This is a genomic window from Curtobacterium sp. L6-1, from assembly GCF_018885305.1.
Classification (GTDB): Bacteria; Actinomycetota; Actinomycetes; order Actinomycetales; family Microbacteriaceae; genus Curtobacterium; species Curtobacterium aetherium.
In genome coordinates, this window is the sequence record NZ_CP076544.1 from 1,043,923 (window position 1) to 1,063,246 (window position 19,324).

17 protein-coding genes are annotated in these 19,324 nt (G+C 70.2%); 7 read left to right on the forward strand and 10 right to left on the reverse strand.

From position 1 onward, the window contains the following. Positions 1-37 precede the first annotated feature (37 nt). The 5 genes from KM842_RS04805 to tkt all read right to left on the reverse strand — a co-directional run bounded on the left by KM842_RS04805 (position 38) and on the right by tkt (position 7,497). Complete coding sequence (locus tag KM842_RS04805) at positions 38-982, reverse strand: glucose-6-phosphate dehydrogenase assembly protein OpcA (protein ID WP_216261353.1); 945 nt, start codon at positions 980-982, stop codon at positions 38-40. Continuing rightward, entirely contained in the window at positions 979-2,517 is a 1,539-nt protein-coding gene (gene zwf, locus KM842_RS04810) for a glucose-6-phosphate dehydrogenase (RefSeq protein WP_216261354.1), read from the reverse strand. Before zwf ends, KM842_RS04805 begins: the two co-directional genes overlap by 4 nt. 18 nt (positions 2,518-2,535) lie before the next feature. Continuing rightward, entirely contained in the window at positions 2,536-4,134 is a 1,599-nt protein-coding gene (locus tag KM842_RS04815) for a phosphoglucose isomerase-related protein (RefSeq protein ID WP_216261355.1), read from the reverse strand. A 2-nt stretch (positions 4,135-4,136) separates the two neighbouring features. Continuing rightward, a complete protein-coding gene (gene tal / locus KM842_RS04820; RefSeq protein ID WP_216261356.1) occupies positions 4,137-5,249 on the reverse strand; it encodes a transaldolase in 1,113 nt (370 codons plus the stop codon). A gap of 151 nt (positions 5,250-5,400) precedes the next feature. Then, positions 5,401-7,497 carry a transketolase gene (gene tkt, locus KM842_RS04825; RefSeq protein ID WP_216261357.1) on the reverse strand — a complete coding sequence of 699 codons (2,097 nt, stop codon included), beginning with the start codon at positions 7,495-7,497 and terminating at the stop codon, positions 5,401-5,403. Between the two features lie 424 nt (positions 7,498-7,921). Between tkt and KM842_RS04830 the strand changes: the two genes are divergently transcribed. Continuing rightward, positions 7,922-8,851 (forward strand): heme o synthase, encoded by a 930-nt coding sequence (locus KM842_RS04830; protein ID WP_216261358.1) that lies wholly within the window; start codon positions 7,922-7,924, stop codon positions 8,849-8,851. A 537-nt stretch (positions 8,852-9,388) separates the two neighbouring features. On the opposite strand, the gene KM842_RS04835 is transcribed toward KM842_RS04830, so the two are convergent. After that, positions 9,389-10,357, reverse strand: coding sequence for a COX15/CtaA family protein (locus tag KM842_RS04835; RefSeq protein WP_216261359.1), 969 nt, complete (start codon positions 10,355-10,357; stop codon positions 9,389-9,391). A gap of 250 nt (positions 10,358-10,607) precedes the next feature. Here KM842_RS04835 and sufB point away from each other — a divergent pair, with 250 nt between their 5' ends. Genes sufB through KM842_RS04860 form a run of 5 tightly spaced genes read left to right on the forward strand, consistent with a single transcriptional unit; the run spans position 10,608 to position 14,789 of the window. Continuing rightward, positions 10,608-12,026 (forward strand): Fe-S cluster assembly protein SufB, encoded by a 1,419-nt coding sequence (gene sufB, locus KM842_RS04840; protein WP_216261360.1) that lies wholly within the window; start codon positions 10,608-10,610, stop codon positions 12,024-12,026. Continuing rightward, positions 12,027-13,304, forward strand: coding sequence for a Fe-S cluster assembly protein SufD (sufD, locus tag KM842_RS04845; protein ID WP_216261361.1), 1,278 nt, complete (start codon positions 12,027-12,029; stop codon positions 13,302-13,304). Continuing rightward, positions 13,304-13,630 (forward strand): non-heme iron oxygenase ferredoxin subunit, encoded by a 327-nt coding sequence (locus KM842_RS04850; protein ID WP_216261362.1) that lies wholly within the window; start codon positions 13,304-13,306, stop codon positions 13,628-13,630. The genes sufD and KM842_RS04850 overlap by 1 nt, the downstream gene beginning before the upstream one ends. A 56-nt stretch (positions 13,631-13,686) precedes the next feature. Continuing rightward, a complete protein-coding gene (sufC, locus tag KM842_RS04855; protein WP_216261363.1) occupies positions 13,687-14,457 on the forward strand; it encodes a Fe-S cluster assembly ATPase SufC in 771 nt (256 codons plus the stop codon). A 2-nt stretch (positions 14,458-14,459) separates the two neighbouring features. Then, positions 14,460-14,789, forward strand: coding sequence for a metal-sulfur cluster assembly factor (locus KM842_RS04860; protein ID WP_216261364.1), 330 nt, complete (start codon positions 14,460-14,462; stop codon positions 14,787-14,789). Positions 14,790-15,059: 270 nt separating this feature from the next. On the opposite strand, the gene KM842_RS04865 is transcribed toward KM842_RS04860, so the two are convergent. Further along, positions 15,060-15,659, reverse strand: a complete 600-nt coding sequence (locus KM842_RS04865) for a biotin transporter BioY (protein WP_216261365.1) — start codon at positions 15,657-15,659, stop codon at positions 15,060-15,062. A gap of 114 nt (positions 15,660-15,773) precedes the next feature. Between KM842_RS04865 and KM842_RS04870 the strand changes: the two genes are divergently transcribed. Then, positions 15,774-17,372, forward strand: coding sequence for an ABC-F family ATP-binding cassette domain-containing protein (locus KM842_RS04870; RefSeq protein WP_216261366.1), 1,599 nt, complete (start codon positions 15,774-15,776; stop codon positions 17,370-17,372). 141 nt (positions 17,373-17,513) lie between these two features. Here KM842_RS04870 and KM842_RS04875 read toward each other — a convergent pair whose 3' ends face one another. The 3 genes from KM842_RS04875 to KM842_RS04885 are packed head-to-tail and all read right to left on the reverse strand — an operon-like array spanning position 17,514 to position 19,242. Beyond that, entirely contained in the window at positions 17,514-18,482 is a 969-nt protein-coding gene (locus KM842_RS04875) for an SURF1 family cytochrome oxidase biogenesis protein (protein ID WP_216261367.1), read from the reverse strand. Continuing rightward, positions 18,479-18,754 (reverse strand): hypothetical protein, encoded by a 276-nt coding sequence (locus tag KM842_RS04880; protein ID WP_216261368.1) that lies wholly within the window; start codon positions 18,752-18,754, stop codon positions 18,479-18,481. The genes KM842_RS04875 and KM842_RS04880 overlap by 4 nt, the downstream gene beginning before the upstream one ends. Continuing rightward, a complete protein-coding gene (locus KM842_RS04885) occupies positions 18,754-19,242 on the reverse strand; it encodes a DUF3099 domain-containing protein (protein WP_216261369.1) in 489 nt (162 codons plus the stop codon). The genes KM842_RS04880 and KM842_RS04885 overlap by 1 nt, the downstream gene beginning before the upstream one ends. Between the last annotated feature and the right edge of the window lie 82 nt (positions 19,243-19,324).

Sequence of the window (19,324 nt, forward strand, 5' to 3'; positions counted from 1 at the left end):
GGACGAGGGGGGACGGACGGTCGGACCGTGGAGGCGCTCAGCCCGCGATGCCTTCGCGGATCTTCGCGACCCCGTGCTTGACGACGTCTCCGAAGAGGACGTCCGGGTCGAGTCTACGGAGTTCCTCGGCCAGGCAGTCGCGCAGGTTGCGGCGCGGCAGGGACAGGTCGTGCGTCGGCTGGCCGGGCATCGACAGCGTCGCGACGTCGACCAGGGACCGCTCGAGTTCGATGCTGCCCGACTCACGCACGAGCGTGACGCCGTGGATGCCGCTCGACCCGGTCGCCCGCGGCGAGGTGGTGACTTCGACGGGCACCTGCAGCTGCAGACCGAGCCAGGCGGCGAGCAGCACCGTCGACGGGCTGTCGAACGCGCCGGAGACCTCCACCGCGGTGATCGGCTCGAACGGCGGCTGGTCGAGCGCCGCCGCGAGCTGGTTCCGCCAGAGGGTCAGACGGGTCCACGCGAAGTCGGTGTCACCCGGGGCGTACGAGTCGGCCAACGCGGCGATCGCGGCGTTCGGGTCCTTCTGCGCGGCCGCGTCGGTGATCCGTCGCTGGGCGATCCGGCCGAGCGGCGACGCCGACGGCTTCTCGGGTGCGGCTTCCGGCCACCAGGCCACGACCGGCGCGTCGGGCAGGAGCAGGCCGGTGACCAGGCTCTCCTCGTCCGAGCCGGTCTCGCCGTAGGCCCGGAGGACGATGACCTCGCTGGCGCCCGCGTCGCTGCCGACACGGATCTGCGCGTCGAGGCGCCCGGGGGAGCCGACGTCGCCCTCGTTCTTCGAGACGATCACGACGCGCATCGGGTGCTCGCGGGACGCCTGGTTGGCGGCCTCGATCGCCTCCTCCTCGCGGCCGAGGGCGGTCGACACGATGAGGGTCAGCACGCGGCCGAGAGCGACGGCGCCGCCCTCCTCGCGGATGTGCACCAGGGTCTTCTGGATCTTCGAGACCGTGGTGTTCGGCAGGTCGATCTTCATGGACGCCTCCAGGTCCGACCGTCGCGCGCGAGGAGCTCGTCGGCCGAAGCCGGGCCCCACGTGCCGGGACGGTACTGTTCGGGCTGGCCCTGTGTCCGCCAGAACTCCTCGATCGGGTCGAGGATCTTCCAGGACAGCTCGACCTCCTGGTGCCGCGGGAACAGCGGCGGGTCACCGAGGAGCACGTCGAGGATGAGCCGTTCGTAGGCCTCGGGCGAGGCCTCGGTGAACGCATGGCCGTAGCCGAAGTCCATCGTGACGTCGCGGACCTGCGTCCCGACGCCGGGGACCTTCGAGCCGAAGCGGAGCGTGACGCCCTCGTCGGGCTGGACGCGGATCACGAGGGCGTTCTGCCCCAGCGGCGACTGCTCGATGCCGAAGACGTCCTCAGGGACGCGCTTGAACACGATGGCGATCTCGGTCACCCGACGACCGAGACGCTTGCCGGCGCGCAGGTAGAACGGCACGCCCTGCCAGCGGCGGGTCGCGATGTCGAGCCGGATGGCCGCGAAGGTCTCGGTCGTGGACTCGGGGTTCATGCCCGCTTCCTCGAGGAACCCGAGCACCTTCTCGCCGCCCTGCCAGCCGCCGGCGTACTGCCCGCGGCTCGTCGCCGTCGACAGGTCCTCGGGCAGCCGGACGGCGGAGAGCACCTTCTCCTTCTCGGCGCGGAGGTGTCCGGCCTTGAACGAGACGGGCTCCTCCATCGCGGTGAGGGCGAGGAGCTGCAGCAGGTGGTTCTGGATGACGTCCCGCGCCGCGCCGATGCCGTCGTAGTAGGCGGCACGACCTGCGACGCCGATGTCCTCGGCCATCGTGATCTGCACGTGGTCGACGTAGTTCGAGTTCCAGATGGGTTCGTACATCTGGTTGGCGAACCGGAGCGTCAGGAGGTTCTGGACGGTCTCCTTGCCGAGGTAGTGGTCGATGCGGAAGACGTCGTCGGGCGCGAAGACGCTCTCGACGATCGCGTTCAGCTCGCGCGCCGTGCGCAGGTCGGAGCCGAACGGCTTCTCGACCACGACACGGCTCCAGGAACCGTCGCGCTTCTCGGTCAGGCCGGACAGCTTCAGCTGCTCGGTGACGACCGGGAACATCTTGGGCGGGATGGAGAGGTAGAACGCGTGGTTGCCGAGCGTCCCGCGCTCGGCGTCCAGCGTGTCGACGGTCTCCTTGAGGAGCCGGAACGCCTCCGGGTCGTCGAACGACCCCTGGACGAAGCGGATGCCCTGTTCGAGCTGACGCCAGACGTCCTCGTCGAACGGGGTCCGCGAGTGCTCCTTGACGGCGTCGTGGACGAGCTGGGAGAAGTCCTGGTCCTCCCAGTCACGCCGAGCGAACCCGACCAGCGCGAAGCCCGGGGGCAGGAGCCCCCGGTTCGCGAGGTCGTAGACCGCGGGCATCAGCTTCTTGCGCGAGAGGTCTCCCGTGACTCCGAAGATGATGAGGGTGCTGGGACCCGCGATCCGGTTCAGTCGACGGTCCGTGGGCAACCGGAGCGGGTTGTGCTCCGGGGTGATCGCCACCGGTGACATGTCGGTGAACTCCTTTGATCAGGTGGTGAGTGCGGCCGTGATGACCGCCGTCGCCGCCGGGAGGTCCCGGGTCGACAGCGTCAGCACCGGACGGCCGTGCGCCGCGAGGACACTCGCGTCGCCGGCGGCCTGGGCTCGGATGAGCTGGCCGAACGTGAACGGGCGACCGGGGACGGCGAGGTCGTCCTGCTCGTCGGAGACGATCTGCAGGAAGACGCCGTTCGCGGGGCCGCCCTTGTGGTACTGGCCCGTGGAGTGCAGGAACCGCGGCCCGTACCCGAAGGTCACGGGGCGGCCGGTGCGCGTCGCCAGGAGGTCGCGGAGGGCCTCCAGGTCGTGACCGGCGGCGCGGTCCACGTAGGCGTGGACGGCGACGTACCCGTCGTCGTCGAGACCGGCCAGGAGGCCCGCCACGGCCTGGGTGAGGGTGGCACCGGCATCGAGTCCACCCGTGGCGGCGACGGCGATGCCGTCGTCCTCGAAGGCGACGGCCGTGTCGGCCGACGCCTCGCCGTCGAGCAGCGCCCGCGCGGCGACCTTGGCGGCCTCGACGTCGGGCTGGTCGAACGGGTTGATGCCGAGCAGCCGTCCGGCGACCGCGACGGCGTACTCCCAGACCAGGAACTGACCGCCGAGGGTGCCGGTGATCTCGAGTTCGCCGGCGGCGACGTGCCGCTCGTCCTCACGGGAGCCCACGAGCCGCACGACCTGCAGGTCCGGCAGGCCGGCGCTGACCTCGGGGGAGTCGACGTCGAGGACGACCGGTAGCAGGCCCCTGCCGTCCTTGCCCGTCGACTCGGCGATGAGCTGTTCGACCCAGTCGCCGAAGCCGAGGATGTGCGTGCCGTCCGCGACGATGCCGATCTTGTCGCGCAGGGGAGCGGTGCCGCCCAGGGCGGCACCGAGCACGAGCCCGGGGTTCTCGTCGGTGTCCACGGCGAGGAGCACCGAGATGGCGTCGGCCTCGTCGAGGAGCTCCGCGACGTCGGCACCGGCCAGCCCGGACGGGACGAGCCCGAAGGCCGTCAGCGCCGAGTAGCGACCGCCGACGGTGGGGTCGGCGGTGAAGACGCGGTACCCGGCGTCGTGCGCGGCCGACTCGAGCGCCGAGCCCGGGTCGGTGACGACGACGATGCGCCCCGTTGGGTCGATGCCGGCGTCCTGGAACGCCTGCTCGAAGGCCCGTCGCTGCGAGTCGGTCTCGACCGTGGAGCCGGACTTCGACGACACCACGAGCACGGTGCGCTCGAGGTCCGTCAGCGCGGCGCGGACCTGGCCGGGCGCCGTCGAGTCGAGCACGACGAGCGGCACGCCCGCGGTGCGGGTGATGACCTCCGGCGCGAGCGACGAGCCGCCCATGCCCGCGAGGACGACCCGGTCGACGCCCTGCTCGAGCAGCTGCTCGCGGAGGGCGACGACCTCGGCGACGAGCGGACGGGAGACGGAGACAGCCTCCACCCAGCCGAGACGCTTCGACGCCTCGGCCTCCGCGTCGGGACCCCAGAGGGCGGCGTCCTGGGCGGTGATCCCGGACGCCACCAGGTCGGTGACGAGGCGCGGGACCACCGTGTCGATGGCCCGCGCCGCGTCACCGCTGGCGGCGATGGAGACGGTCACTCCTACTTGGCGTTCTCGAGCGCGGTCTTCACCGTGTCGACGAGCTCGCCCCACGAGACGTTGAACTTCTCGACGGCCTCCTTCTCGAGGAGCGCGACGACGTCGTCGTAGTCGATGCCGACGGCGGCGAGCTGGTCCATGACCCGGTTCGCGTCGTCGAAGGTGCCGGCGATGGCGTCGCCGTGGACCTCACCGTGGTCGAACGTCGCCTCGAGGGTCTTGCCCGGCATGGTGTTGACGGTGTTCGGGGCGGCGAGCTCGGTCACGTAGAGCGTGTCGGGCAGCGACGGGTCCTTGACACCGGTCGAGGCCCAGAGCGGACGCTGCGTGTTGGCGCCGGACTCGAGCAGGCCCAGGGCGCGCTCGGTCGAGAACGCCTCGGTCCAGACCTGGTAGGCGAGCTGCGCGTTGGCGATGCCGGCCTTCGACTTGAGGGCGGTCGCCTCGTCGGAGCCGACGGCGTCGAGACGCTTGTCGATCTCGGAGTCGACGCGCGAGACAAAGAACGACGCGACCGAGTGGATCTTCGAGAGGTCGTGGCCGGCGGCCTTGGCCTTCTCGAGGCCACCGAGGTAGGCGTCGATGACGGCGCGGTAACGCTCGAGCGAGAAGATCAGGGTGACGTTGACCGAGATGCCGGCGCCGATGACCTCGGTGATGGCCTCGAGGCCGTCGACCGTCGCCGGGATCTTGATGAGGACGTTCTCCTTGCCGACCTTGTCGAACAGGAACCTCGCCTGCTCGATGGTCTTGGCGGTGTCGTGCGCGAGGCCCGGCTCGACCTCGATCGAGACGCGGCCGTCGAAGCCCTTGGTGGAGGAGTACAGCGGCGTGAAGATGTCGCACGCGTTCGCGACGTCCTGCGTGGTGATCTCGAAGATCGCCTCGGTGACGTCGGTGCCCTTCGCCGCGAGCTCCTTGACCTGCGCGTCGTAGCGCTCGCCCTTGGCGAGGGCCGAGGCGAAGATCGTCGGGTTCGTGGTCACGCCGACCACGTTGCGGTCCGCGATGAGGTTCTCGAGACGGCCGGTCTCGAGGAGCTCGCGGGACAGGTCGTCCAGCCAGATGCTCACGCCGACGGCGGAGAGGGCTTCGGTGGGGGTGGTGTCAGTCATTCGCTTCTTCTCTGCTTCGTTCGTTCGTCGGCTCCGGGGAGCCGTGGTCTGTGCGGGGGCGTGGCCCCCGGGGCGGGAGGTCCGTGGCGGGGTCGCCGCGGGCCTCCCGGACGAAGGGCCGGGTCCGGATGTCCGGACCCGGCCCCGTGGGTCAGGACGCTGCTGCGATGGATTCCTTGGCGGCGGCGACGACGTGCTCCGTCGTGAAGCCGAACTCCTCGAACAGCTTCTGGTAGTCGGCCGAGGCACCGAAGTGCTCGATCGACACGCTGCGACCGGCGTCGCCGACGATGTCCCGCCAGCTCATCGCGATCCCGGCCTCGACCGAGACACGGGCCTTGACGGCCTTCGGCAGCACCGACTCGCGGTACGCCTCGTCCTGCTCGTGGAACCACTCGAGCGACGGAGCCGAGACGACGCGGGCGTTGATGCCCTCGCCCTTGAGCTGCTCACGGGCGTCGATGGCGATCTGCACCTCGGAACCCGTGCCGATCAGGATGACGTCCGGCGTGCCGTTCGGGGCCTCCGCCAGGACGTAGGCGCCCTTGGCGACGTTCTTCGCCGAGGCGAGCGTCTCGCCGGAGGCGTCGCCCTCACCGCGCTCGAAGACCGGGAGGTTCTGACGGCTCAGCGCGATGCCGGCCGGGCGGTCCTGGTGCTTGAGCATCTCGAGCCACGCGTACGCGACCTCGTTGGCGTCGGCCGGGCGGACGACGTCGAGACCCGGGATCGCACGGAGCGAGCTGATCTGCTCGATCGGCTGGTGCGTCGGGCCGTCCTCGCCGAGGGCGATGGAGTCGTGCGTCCAGACGTAGATCGCCGGCGCCTTCATGAGCGCGGCGAGACGGACCGCCGGGCGCATGTAGTCGCTGAAGATGAGGAAGGTGCCGCCGAAGGGACGGGTGTTCCCGTGCAGGACGATGCCGTTGAGGATCGACCCCATGGCGTGCTCGCGGATGCCGAAGTGCAGGACACGGCCGAACGGGTCGGTGGTCCAGGTCTTCGTCGAGGCCTCGGCCGGACCGAAGGACTTGCCGTCCTCGATCGTGGTGAGGTTCGACTCGGCGAGGTCGGCGGAACCGCCCCAGAACTCGGGCATGAGCGGCGCGATGGCGTTGATGACCTTGCCGGAGGCGGCGCGGGTCGAGACGGCCTTCTCGGAGGTGAAGACCGGCAGCGCGGCCTCGAGGCCCTCCGGGAGCTCCTTGGCCTGGACGCGGTCGAACAGCGCCTTCTTGTCGGCATTGGCCGCGGCCCACGCGTCGAAGCTCTTCTGCCACTCGGCGTGCTCGGCCTGGCCCTTGGCGATCGAGCCGCGGGTGTGGTCGAGGACCTCCGGGTCGACCTCGAAGGTCTTCTCGGGGTCGAAGCCGAGGACCTCCTTGAGGCCCTTCAGCTCGTCGGCGCCCAGGGCGGAGCCGTGGATCTTGCCGGAGTTCTGCTTGGTGGGCGACGGCCAACCGATGATCGTCTTGAGGACGATGAGCGACGGCTTGTCGTGGACCTGCTTGGCGGCCTCGACGGCGGCGTGGAGCGCCTCGGCGTCTTCGCTGTACTCGCCGGTCTTCTTCCAGTCGACGACCTGGACGTGCCAGCCGAGCGCCTCGTAGCGGGCGTGGACGTCCTCGGAGAACGCGATGTCGGTGTCGTCCTCGATCGAGATCTGGTTCGAGTCGTAGAACGCGATGAGGTTGCCGAGCTGCTGGCGGCCGGCGAGGCTCGCGGCCTCGTTCGTCACGCCCTCCTGCATGTCACCGTCGCCGGCGATCACGTAGGTGTAGTGGTCGAACGGCGACTGGCCGGCCGGGGTCTCCGGGTCGAACAGGCCGCGCTCGAAGCGCTGCGCGTAGGCGAAGCCCACGGAGGAGGCGAGGCCCTGGCCGAGCGGGCCGGTCGTGATCTCGACGCCGTCGGTGTGGCCGTACTCCGGGTGACCCGGGGTCTTGGAGCCCCACTTGCGCAGGTGCTGCAGGTCGTCGAGCTCGAGGCCGTAGCCGTGCAGGTAGAACTGCACGTACTGCAGGATCGAGGCGTGACCCGCGGAGAGGATGAAGCGGTCGCGACCGATCCACGTGGAGTCGCTCGGGTCGCGACGCATCACCTTCTGGAAGAGGAGGTGAGCCAGCGGCGCGAGGCTCATCGCGGTGCCGGGGTGACCGTTGCCGGCCGCCTCGACAGAGTCGGCGGCGAGGACGCGGGCCGTGTCGACGGCCTTCCGGTCGATGGCGTCCCAGGTGAATTCAGCCACTTGGATGTTGACCCTTCATTGATGCGACATGTGCGAGGGCTCGTGCCATCGCACGGACATGGTGCCCACCCGGGGCTCCGTCGCGGCGCCGTCTCCGGCGGCCGACCGGCTCGAACGCGGCCGACGTCTTCGGGGCACGCTGCGGGAGGGCCTCTCCAGCATAGTGAACCGGCACTCAGAAGGTGTCCAGGTGACGTCGCGGTGCTGATGACCGTCCGGTGGTGCACGGTCGTCCGGGCGTGTCCCGCTCGTGCGGATCCGGTGTGGGCGGCGGCGGGACATCGTCGTGGCGCCGTCCATCACGTAAACTGTCGGTGATCCGCGACCATTCCGCGGACACGCACGCCCCGACGCCGACGGTGACGTCCACCCGAGCGTGCGAGCTGCAGCGAAACAGACTGAGGTTCCCTTGCCGACTGCCACCGTGACCAGGCCAGACACCGTTCGTCGGTCGATGCTGTCCCGCAAGGTCCGGGCGTACGTCTCGCTCACCAAGCCGCGCGTGATGGAGCTCCTGCTCGTCACCACCGCGCCGACGATGTTCCTCGCCGAACGCGGCGTGCCCGACCTGTGGCTCGTGTTCTGGACGATGCTCGGTGGTGCGATGTCGGCCGGGTCGGCGTCCGCGTTCAACTGCTACATCGACCGCGACATCGACCGTCTGATGAAGCGCACCAGCACGCGGCCGCTCGTCACCGGGGAGCTGTCCGACCGGGAGGCCCTGGTCTTCTCGTGGGCGCTGGGGATCGCCTCGACGGTGGTCCTCGTGGTCTTCGTGAACTGGCTCGCCGCCGCGCTGAGCATCGCCGCGATCCTCATCTACGTGTTCGTCTACACGCTGTGGCTCAAGCGCCGGACCCCGCAGAACATCGTCTGGGGCGGCTCCGCGGGCTGCATGCCGGTCCTCATCGGCTGGGCCGCCGTCACCGGGTCGCTCACCTGGGCGCCGGTCATCCTCTTCATGGTGATCTTCCTCTGGACGCCGCCGCACTACTGGCCGCTGTCGATGAAGTACCGCGACGACTACGACGCCGCCGACGTCCCGATGCTCGCGGTCGTCCGGGGCCGCACCGTCGTCGGTCTCCAGGTCGTGCTGTACGCCTGGGCGACGCTCGTCTGCTCGCTGCTGCTCGTCCCGGTCGCGAACATGGGGCCGCTCTACACGGTCGTCGCGCTGGCCGCGGGCATCTGGTTCGTCGTCGAGTCTCACCTGCTCTACAACCGGGCGATCCAGCACATGGAGCAGGTGCAGCCGATGCGCGTGTTCCGCAGCTCGATCACCTACCTGACGCTGCTGTTCATCGCGGTGGGCATCGACCCGCTGCTGCCGCAGGTGTTCACGTTCAGCATCTGACCTGCGCGTCCTGACACGGGCCCGGCCTCCTCGGAGGTCGGGCCCGTCGTCGTGTCGGGGTCGAACGATCCCGGGCAGCCGGGCAGTGCGGCGTGCACGCCGAAGGGCGCTGCGGACGCTGCCGCGTCCCGCGACGTCCGCCTGCGCCAGCGGTGCCCTGCACCGTCGACGGCGTCGCGGCCGGACCTGCCGACGGGAGGCGCGGTGCCGGCCCGCGCCGTGCCTCCCGTCCGTGTCCTTCCGTCAGCGGCCGACGACAGCGCGGGACGAGCGCGCCGACGCGCGCCGCCGACGGACACCCGGGACGCCACTCCTCCTGACCCCGTCCCGCTGACGGCGCCGCGGCACGGCCGCCCAGGAGGCACGGTGTGGGCGGCCGCGTGCCGCCCGGCCGGTGGACGATGCCCGGACGATCGGCCGAGGGGACCGGAGCGGCGGACGCTGCTCGGGAGCGAGGAGCACCGTCCTGCGCGAGGCACCGCGACACACGGCGGTCCCCGCACAGGCCGCGGCGTGGCGCGCGTGCGCCGGGTGCCGTCAGGCGCCGCGGACGGCCGCCGGACCGGCGCTGGAGCGCGTCGAGAGCACGACGGCCGTCATCGCCGCGACGAGCAGGCCGGCGAGGACCATGTGCGCGCCGACGAGCCCGACCGGGAGGCCGGTGCGCGCCTGCGTGAGGCCGACCGCGATCTGCACGAACTCGACCACCAAGAGCAGCAGCACGGCACGGCTCGCCATGCGGAGGCGGACGGCACCGATCACCAGGACGAGGGTGAGGGCGAACGTCGCGTAGGCGGGGACGGCGTGGAGGTGCTCCATGAGCGCCGTGTCGAAACCGGTGCGGTGCAGTGCGCCGCCGTCCACGCGCTCGCTCGCGCCGGCGTGCGGACCGCTGCCGGTGGTGAGGATGCCGACGAGGACGGTCAGGGCGACGGTGACGACCGTGAGGCGGACGACGCCGAGGTACCACGGCGGGACGATGCGGTCCCGGAGGCGGGGACCGTTCACCGACCGGTAGACCAGGGCCGCCGTGACGCTGGTGAGCACGGCGGAGACGACGAAGTGCAGGCCCACGACGTACGGGTTGAGGTTCGTGATGACCGACACGCCGCCGATGACGGCCTGCACCGGGATCGCAGCGCCCTGGGCGAACGCGAGCCAGAACAGCTCCGGACGGTTCTTCCGCATCCGCACCACGGCCAGGAACATCGCGATCGCGACGACCACGAGCACGAAGGTGAGGAGCCGGTTGCCGAACTCGATGACGCCGTGGATGCCCATCTCGGGCGTCGACACGAGGGAGTCCGACGTGCACTTCGGCCAGGTCGGGCAGCCCAGGCCCGAGGCCGTGAGCCGGACGAGGCCGCCGGTGCCGATGAGGACCACCTCGACCACGAACGACGCCCACGCGAGGACGACGACACGACGGTCGACGGTCCGGGGGAGCGACCACCAGGAGGCCGAGGTCGGGGTGTCCTGCTCGACGGATGGTGCGACGCGAGTCACGAGGGTGGTGCCTTCCTGTTGTTCCGGGCCCTGGACCTGTAGGATTCGAGGGTTCAGCAGCAGTCAAGTCTAGGCAGGCGCCGGCTCCGAATGGGCCGAGATCGCCGCCCGATGCCGGGACTGCGTGGAAGCATCGACGTTGCGAGGCAGCAACACCCGGTCCCGTCGTGTCGGCGGTCCGCGGTGGAATGGTGTCCGACACCACGGGGTTGTCCCGGAGACGCTGTTGCGAGAAGGAAACGAGGAGACCATGTCCGACGTGCTCATCGACCGTCCAGAACTCGAAGGGCTCGGCCAGTACGAATTCGGCTGGGCCGACTCCGACGCTGCGGGTGCCTCTGCGCGCCGTGGTCTCTCGGAGGAGGTCGTCACCGACATCTCCGAGCGGAAGAACGAACCGGAGTGGATGCGCTCGACCCGGCTGAAGGCGCTCAAGACCTTCGACCGCAAGCCGATGCCGTCCTGGGGTGCCGACCTGTCGGACATCGACTTCGACAACATCAAGTACTTCGTGAAGTCGACGGAGAACCAGGCCGAGTCGTGGGAGGACCTCCCCGAGGACATCCGCAAGACGTACGAGCGCCTGGGCATCCCCGAGGCCGAGCGTCAGCGTCTCGTCGCCGGCGTCGCCGCGCAGTACGAGTCCGAGGTCGTCTACCACCAGATCCGCGAGGACCTGGAGCAGCAGGGCGTCATCTTCATGGACACGGACACGGCGCTGCGCGAGCACCCCGAGCTGTTCCAGGAGTACTTCGGCACCGTGATCCCCGCCGGCGACAACAAGTTCGCCGCGCTGAACACGGCGGTCTGGTCGGGCGGCTCGTTCGTCTACGTCCCGAAGGGCGTCCACGTCGAGATCCCGCTGCAGGCCTACTTCCGCATCAACACCGAGAACATGGGCCAGTTCGAGCGGACGCTGATCATCGCGGACGAGGACTCCTACATCCACTACATCGAGGGCTGCACGGCCCCGATCTACAAGTCGGACTCCCTGCACTCGGCCGTCGTCGAGATCATCGTGAAGAAGAACGCCCGCGTGCGCTACACGACGATCCAGAACTGGTCGAACAACGTCTACAACCTCGTGACCAAGCGTGCGATCGCACACGAGGGCGCGACGATGGAGTGGATCGACGGCAACATCGGCTCGAAGGTGACGATGAAGTACCCGTCGATCTACCTCGCCGGTGAGCACGCGAAGGGCGAGACCCTCTCGGTCGCCTTCGCCGGTCCGGGTCAGCACCAGGACGCCGGCGCGAAGATGATCCACATGGCGCCGTACACGACGTCCTCGATCGTCTCGAAGTCCATCGCCCGCGGCGGCGGTCGCGCCGGGTACCGCGGCGAGGTCCGCGTCGACCCGGCCGCGCACCACTCGGCCAACACGGTCCGCTGTGACGCCCTGCTCGTCGACACGATGTCGCGCAGCGACACCTACCCGGCGATCGACATCCGCATCGACGACGTCCAGCTCGGCCACGAGGCCACCGTCTCCCGCGTGAGCGAGGAGCAGCTGTTCTACCTCATGTCCCGCGGCATGCCGGAGGACGAGGCCATGGCGATGATCGTGCGCGGGTTCATCGAGCCGATCGCCCGCGAGCTCCCGATGGAGTACGCACTCGAACTCAACAAGCTCATCGAGATGAGCATGGAAGGATCCGTCGGCTAGATGTCCAGCACCACCCCTCCTCCCCACATCGACCAGCCGACGGAGCCCGCGAGCACGCTCGCCGCGGGCGGCACGGACCAGCACGGCGCGCGCGCGCACTCCGACGGCGGTTGGGACTCCAAGGTCCCGGTTCAGACCCGCTCCGAGCGGTTCCGGTCCGGCGACCTCGAGGCGTTCCCCGCGGTCACCGGCCGAGAGGTCAACTGGAAGTTCGCGCCCCTCGAGAAGATCAAGCCGCTGCTCGACGGCGCCCTCGACGGCTCGGCGTACCCGTTCCTGGCGACGCAGTCCTCGGGCGCGGACGTCGAGTGGGGTCGCAGTGACGACCCTCGCGTCGGCGGGGCCGGTCTGCCGGAGGACCGCGCGGCCGCGGCTGCCTGGAGTGCGCGTGACGCCGTCCTGGCGATCACCCTGAAGGGCACCGACGAGCACGAGTTCATCACGGTGACGCGCTCCGACTTCGGTCGGCAGCCCCGAGCGGCGCACACGGTCATCACCGCCGAGCCGCACGCGCAGGGCATCGTCGTGATCGACAACCGCGGGTCCGCGCTCCTCAGCGAGAACGTCGAGGTCGTCGTCCGCGACGGCGCCCGCCTCACCGTCGTGACGGTGCAGGACTGGGACGACGACGCGGTCCACGTGTCCACGCACTTCGCCGAGGTGGGCCGCGACGCCTTCCTCAAGCACGTGGTCGTCTCGCTCGGCGGCGACGTCATCCGGGTCAACCCGTCCACGCACCTCGGTGCCCAGGGCGGCGACGTCGAGATGTACGGCGTGTACTTCGCCGACGCCGGTCAGTACATCGAGCAGCAGGTGTACGTCGACCACGACGCCCCGAACACCCGCAGCCGCGTCAACTACAAGGGCGCACTGCAGGGCGACGGCGCACACACCGTGTGGATCGGCGACGTCCTCATCGGCCGCTCGGCGCCCGGTACGGACTCCTACGAGCAGAACCGCAACCTGGTGCTGACCGACGGCACCCGTGCGGACAGCATCCCGAACCTCGAGATCGAGACGGGCGACATCGAGGGTGCCGGCCACGCCAGCGCCACCGGTCGCTTCGACGACGAGCAGCTGTTCTACCTGCAGGCCCGCGGCATCCCCGAGGAGGAGGCCCGTCGCCTCGTCGTCCTCGGGTTCCTGGTCGAGGTGATCCAGAAGATCGGGGCGCCCGAGCTCGAGGAGCGGCTCATCGCCGCGGTCGAGCAGGAACTGCTCGAGGGGCGGACCGTCCTCGCTGCACCGGCCGAGGGCACCACCGAGGTGCACGCCTGATGGCCGAGAAGGTCTGCGCCGAGGGCGACATCGCGGTCGACAGCCCGATGCGCGTGGTCGTCGACGGCACCGCGGTCGCGATCGTGAAGGACTCGGCGGGGACGGTGCACGCCATCGGCGACACCTGCACCCACGGCGAGATCTCGCTGTCCGAGGGCTTCGTCGAGGGCGACTCCCTCGAGTGCTGGGCCCACGGCTCGCAGTTCTCGCTCATCACCGGGAAGCCGGCGAACTTCCCGGCCTACGAACCTGTGCCGGTCTTCCGGGTCGAGGTCCGTGACGGCGACGTCTACGTCGACGTGCACGACCCGGTCCCCGTCGACTGACCCCTCCACTTCTTCCGCGGCTGACGCCGCATCACAGCCACGACCGAAGGAACGCAATGTCCACTCTCGAAATCCGCGACCTGCAGGTCTCGATCGACACCGACCAGGGTGTCAAGGAGATCCTCAAGGGCGTCGACCTAACGATCAACGAGGGCGAGATCCACGCGATCATGGGCCCGAACGGGTCGGGCAAGTCCACCCTCGCGTACACGATCGCCGGGCATCCGCGCTACCACGTGACCGGTGGCTCGATCACCCTCGACGGCGTCGACGTCCTCTCGATGAGCGTCGACGAGCGTGCCCGCGCCGGCATGTTCCTCGCGATGCAGTACCCGGTCGAGATCCCGGGCGTCACGGTGTCGAACTTCCTACGCACCGCCAAGACCGCGATCGACGGCGAGGCGCCGGCGCTCCGCGGCTGGGTCAAGGACCTCCGCACCTCGATGGCCGACCTCAAGATGGACCCGTCTTTCGCCGAGCGCAACGTGAACGAGGGCTTCTCGGGTGGCGAGAAGAAGCGCCACGAGATCATGCAGCTCGAGCTCCTCAAGCCGAAGTTCGCGGTCCTCGACGAGACCGACTCCGGCCTCGACGTCGACGCGCTGAAGATCGTGTCCGAGGGCGTCAACCGTGCCAAGGCATCGACCGGCCTCGGTGTGCTGCTCATCACGCACTACACGCGCATCCTCCGCTACATCACGCCGGACTTCGTGCACGTGTTCGTCGCGGGCAAGGTCGCCGAGCAGGGTGGGCCCGAGCTGGCCGAGCGCCTCGAGAACGAGGGCTACGACCGCTACGTGCAGGCCGCTGCCGCCTCGGCGGAGTGACGATGATCACCACACTCGCCCCCGAGAAGTTCGACGAGGTCGTCGAGGGCCTGAAGGAGGTCCAGGACCCGGAACTCGGCGTGAACATCGTCGACCTCGGGCTCATCTACGACCTGGCCTGGGACGACGAAGCGAGCGCGCTCATCATCAGCATGACGCTGACGAGTGCCGGTTGCCCCCTCACCGACGTCATCGAGAACGACACCGCGAACGCCCTCGACGGCATCGTCGACGCGTTCCGGATCAACTGGGTCTGGATGCCGCCGTGGGGTCCGGACCGGATCACCGACGACGGCCGCGAGATGATGCGGGCGCTCGGCTTCTCGATCTAGACGACGCCACACCTGACGGGAGGCCCGGTGCCAGCTGGCACCGGGCCTCCCGTCCGTCGTGGTGGCACGAGCTGCAGTGGCACGAGCAGCGACGGAGGCTCCCGACGCGGCGACGGAGGCTCCCGACGCGGCGACGGAGCCGCCCGGTGCAGCGACTGAGGTCCCCGCCGTAGCGGCATCCGGGCGGTCGGCATCAGCGCGTGGTGGTGCCGCAGACGACGAGGGCCCCGCACCGGTCGGTGCGGGGCCCTCGTCGAGCGCGGCTCGCTGTCAGCGGCGTCCGACGGCCTTCCACACGAGCGGCAGGACGCCCGCGGCGATGAGTGCCTTGGCGATCCCGCCGACGATGAACGGGTACAGCCCGGCGGCGAGCACCGACTGCAGGTCGTTCGGGGCGCCGAGCTGCCCGAGCGCGACGGCCAGGTACGGCAGGCCGGTCACGAAGGGGATCGCGCTGGCGAGCAGGAACGCCGCGGTGGCGCGGCCCACGTGGCGGTCCCAGTTGCGTCGGGCCAGCCAGCCGACCACGCCGGCCGCGGGAATGAAGCCGATCACGTAGCCGAAGCTCGGCAGCGCCAGGGCCTGCAGGCCACCGTTCATGTCGGCGAAGAACGGCGCTCCGGCGAGGCCGGCGATCGCGTAGACGAGCATCGAGAGGACGCCGCGGCGCGCACCGAGCGTCGCGCCGACGAGGACGACGGCGAGGGTCTGACCGGTGACCGGGACCGGCCACATCGGGACCTCGACCTGCGCGAGCACTGCCGTGAACAGCGCGCCGCCGGCGACGAGGGCCGCGTCGGTGGCGATGCCGTGCGTCCGCAGACGGTCGGCGAGGACTGCGCGGGGAGCGAACCCGGTGGCGTTCGTCATGGATTCTCCTAGAATGGACTGCTGGTCCGTTTCGGACCATCGGTCCCGTCAGCGTAGCGGTGCACCTCCCGCACACACCGTTGTGCACATCCACCAACTGATTGGACGACCTCTGTGCTTGCCGTGCACGACCTCGAGATCCGCGTCGGGGCTCGCCTCCTGATGGAGAACGTGTCCTTCCGCGTCGAGCGGGGTGACAAGATCGGCCTCGTCGGCCGCAACGGCGCCGGGAAGACCACGATGACCAAGGCGCTGGCGGGGGAGGCCGCCCCGACCGACGGCAAGATCGACCGCTCCGGCGAGATCGGCTACCTGCCGCAGGACCCGCGGTCGGGCAACCCCGAGGACACCGCCCGGAAGCGCATCCTCGATGCGCGCGGCCTCGGCGAGCTCGTGGACGGCATCCGCCGCGCGACGCTCGACATGGCGAGCGATGACCCGGCCGTCGCCGAGAAGGCGATGAAGCGCTACTCCCGCCTGGACGACGAGTTCAACGCGCTCGGCGGCTACGCGGCCGAGGCCGAGGCCGCGTCGATCGCGTCGAACCTCAAGCTGCCGGACCGCATCCTCGACCAGCAGCTCAAGACCCTGTCGGGTGGGCAGCGTCGCCGCATCGAGCTGGCGCGCATCCTGTTCTCCGACGCGGACACGATGATCCTCGACGAGCCCACGAACCACCTCGACGCGGACTCGGTCGTGTGGCTGCGCGAGCACCTCAAGACCTACGCGGGCGGGGTCATCGTGATCTCCCACGACGTGGAGCTCGTCGACGAGGTCGTCAACCGCGTCTTCTACCTCGACGCGAACCGTCAGACCATCGACATCTACAACATGGGCTGGAAGCTGTACCAGCGGCAGCGCGTCGCCGACGAGGAGCGTCGCCGCAAGGAGCGGGCCGGCGCCGAGAAGAAGGCGGCGACCCTCAAGGACCAGGCCGCTCGGTTCGGCGCGAAGGCGTCGAAGGCCGCGGCGGCGCACCAGATGGTCGCTCGCGCCGACAAGCTGCTCGCCGGACTCGAGGACGAGCGCGTCGCCGACCGGGTCGCGAAGATCCGCTTCCCCACGCCGGCTCCCTGCGGGCGTACGCCGCTCATGGCCGAGGGGCTGTCGAAGTCCTACGGGTCCCTCGAGATCTTCGCCGGGGTCGACCTGGCGATCGACCGTGGTTCGCGCGTGGTCATCCTCGGTTTCAACGGTGCCGGCAAGACGACGCTGCTCCGCATCCTTGCGGGGGCCGACGAGCCCGACACCGGCGCGATCCAGCCGGGCCACGGCCTGCGCATCGGGTACTACGCGCAGGAGCACGAGAACATCGACGTCAACCGCACGGTGATCGAGAACATGGTCTCCGCCTCGACGGACCTCAACGAGACCGAGGCGCGCCGCGTGCTCGGCTCGTTCCTGTTTACCGGGGACGACGGCTACAAGAAGGCCGGGGTCCTGTCGGGTGGCGAGAAGACGCGGCTGTCGCTCGCGATGATCGTGGTCTCGGGCGCGAACGTGCTGCTGCTCGACGAGCCGACGAACAACCTCGACCCCGCCTCGCGCGAGGAGATCCTCAACGCGCTGGCCGGCTTCGAGGGCGCCGTCGTCCTCGTCTCGCACGACGCCGGCGCGGTCGAGGCGCTCAACCCGGAGCGCGTGCTGCTGCTCCCGGACGGCACCGAGGACCACTGGAACAAGGAGTACGCGGAGCTCATCGAGCTCGCGTAGGCGGACACACGGCCGGCGCACCGGTCGAGGCGACGCAGCGGTGTCGCACCGCGACGACGGACGGGAGGCCCGTGGCCAGCTGGCCACGGGCCTCCCGTCCGTCACGTGACGCGTGGGCGCGTCCGTCGGCCCGGTGGCGCGTCAGCGCCTCGACTCGAGCAGCTCGTCCTCGACCTCGTCGTCGGACTTGGGCTTCGCCTCGCGGCGGCGCTGCCGGTCGAGGGCGCGCACGCGCTCCTCGGGGTCGTCCTGGTTGAGGTTCCGGTACTCCTGCACCATGACGTAGGCGAGGAAGCCGAACCCGCCGACGGCGAAGAGGAACCACTGGATGAAGTAGCTGAGGTGCAGGCCCGTGTCCGCGCTCGGTCGGTCCCATCCGAGCGGGCGCGCGTCCGGAGGCGCCGGGGTCTCGCTGTCGAGCTGTCCGTAGGCGCCGGTCCAGATCGGGTGCCCGGCCTTCGCGGCGACGTCGTCGAGGGTCACCGACTGCACCTGGTCGGAGTCGGCCGGGTCGGTGCGGCCGGGGATCCGCGGTTCGGACTCCTGCAGACGGACGACGGCGGTGACCGAGCCGCTCGGCGGTTCCGGGATGCTGTCCGGTCGGTCCTGCCGGTTGCCCGTGGGCACCCAGCCGCGGTCGACGATGAACGCGCGGCCCTCGGCGGTCACGAGGGGGGTGAGCACCTCGAAGCCCGGCTGGCCGTTGTGCACGCGGTTGCGGACGAGGAGCTGGTGGTCGGTGTCGTACTGCCCGGTGACCTCGACACGGAGCCAGGTGAGGTCGTCGTGCCACGTGCCGGCACGGGGGAGCACGCCGTCGACCGGGAACGGTGCGTGGTCGTAGTTCGCCGCGATCTGCTCGTTCTGGCGGACGGCCTCGTTGCGGCGGTCCCACTGCCACATGCCGAACAGGGCGCAGACGATCGCGAACGCCACGGCGATGGCGAAGTACCCGAGCCACCGGCGGCTGCGGACGAAGCGCCACCCGACGGACGGGTCGTCCGGGTCGGTGGACGGACCGTCCGCGGTGGAGGTGCTGGTGCTGGCGTGACGGATCCGGGCAGCGTGTCGCCGCCCGTACCGTGATCCGGGATCGAACCCGTCCGTCATCGCCCGTCACCCGCGACGCGGGCGGTGGTGTCGTCGAGGGCGTCGAGGTCCTCGTCGATGCCGGTCACCTGCACGGGGAACGACCGCGAGCGGAGGTAGTCGGCGAGGAAGGCGCAGTGGTCGTCGCACGCCGCCCAGATCTTGACGCGGTCGGCGGCGTGGATGCGCGGGTTGCGCCAGTTCACCCGCCACGAGGCGGTCGACGAGCACCCGGCTCGCGAGCACACGGGCGTGGCCCCGGGTTCGGTGAACAGGTCGAACGTCGCTCCCATCAGCGGCGACCCCACACCCGCGACCGGTCGCCGTTGCGCTGCCAGTCCTCCTGCGCCCGCTGTGCCTGGTCGCGGAGCCGCTCCTGCTCGGCGCGGTAGGCCTGGGCGCGGGCCTCTTCCTGCTCCTCGCGCAGGTGCGGGTCGACCGCGTCGTACAGCTCGACGGCCCCGCCCGGACGGACGACGTCGCCGCCGGTCCGGTTGCCCGCGTTCGCGAGCACGACGGCCACCCACGGCACGATGGCCGCCGCGACGATGGGGAGGACGGCGATCCAGCTGTGCCACGCGCTCCAGATCAGCACCGCCGCGACGAAGCAGACGACGCGGAAGGCCATCTGCCAGACGTAGCGGGACAACCGGTGGGCCCGGTCGATCTCCGGGTTGTCCGGGAGGGTGGTGATGTTCTGCGAGGACACCGGGCGGTCCGTCTCGGGTTCCGGGCTCGTTCGCTGGAGCTGGATGCGCTGCGTGCTCTTGGTGCGGTTCATGCGGTGGGGTCTCCGTCTGCCGGCCTCCAGTTTACGCCCGGGGGGCGACATCGGCCGGTGCCCTGCGGAGACCGGCCGTTCG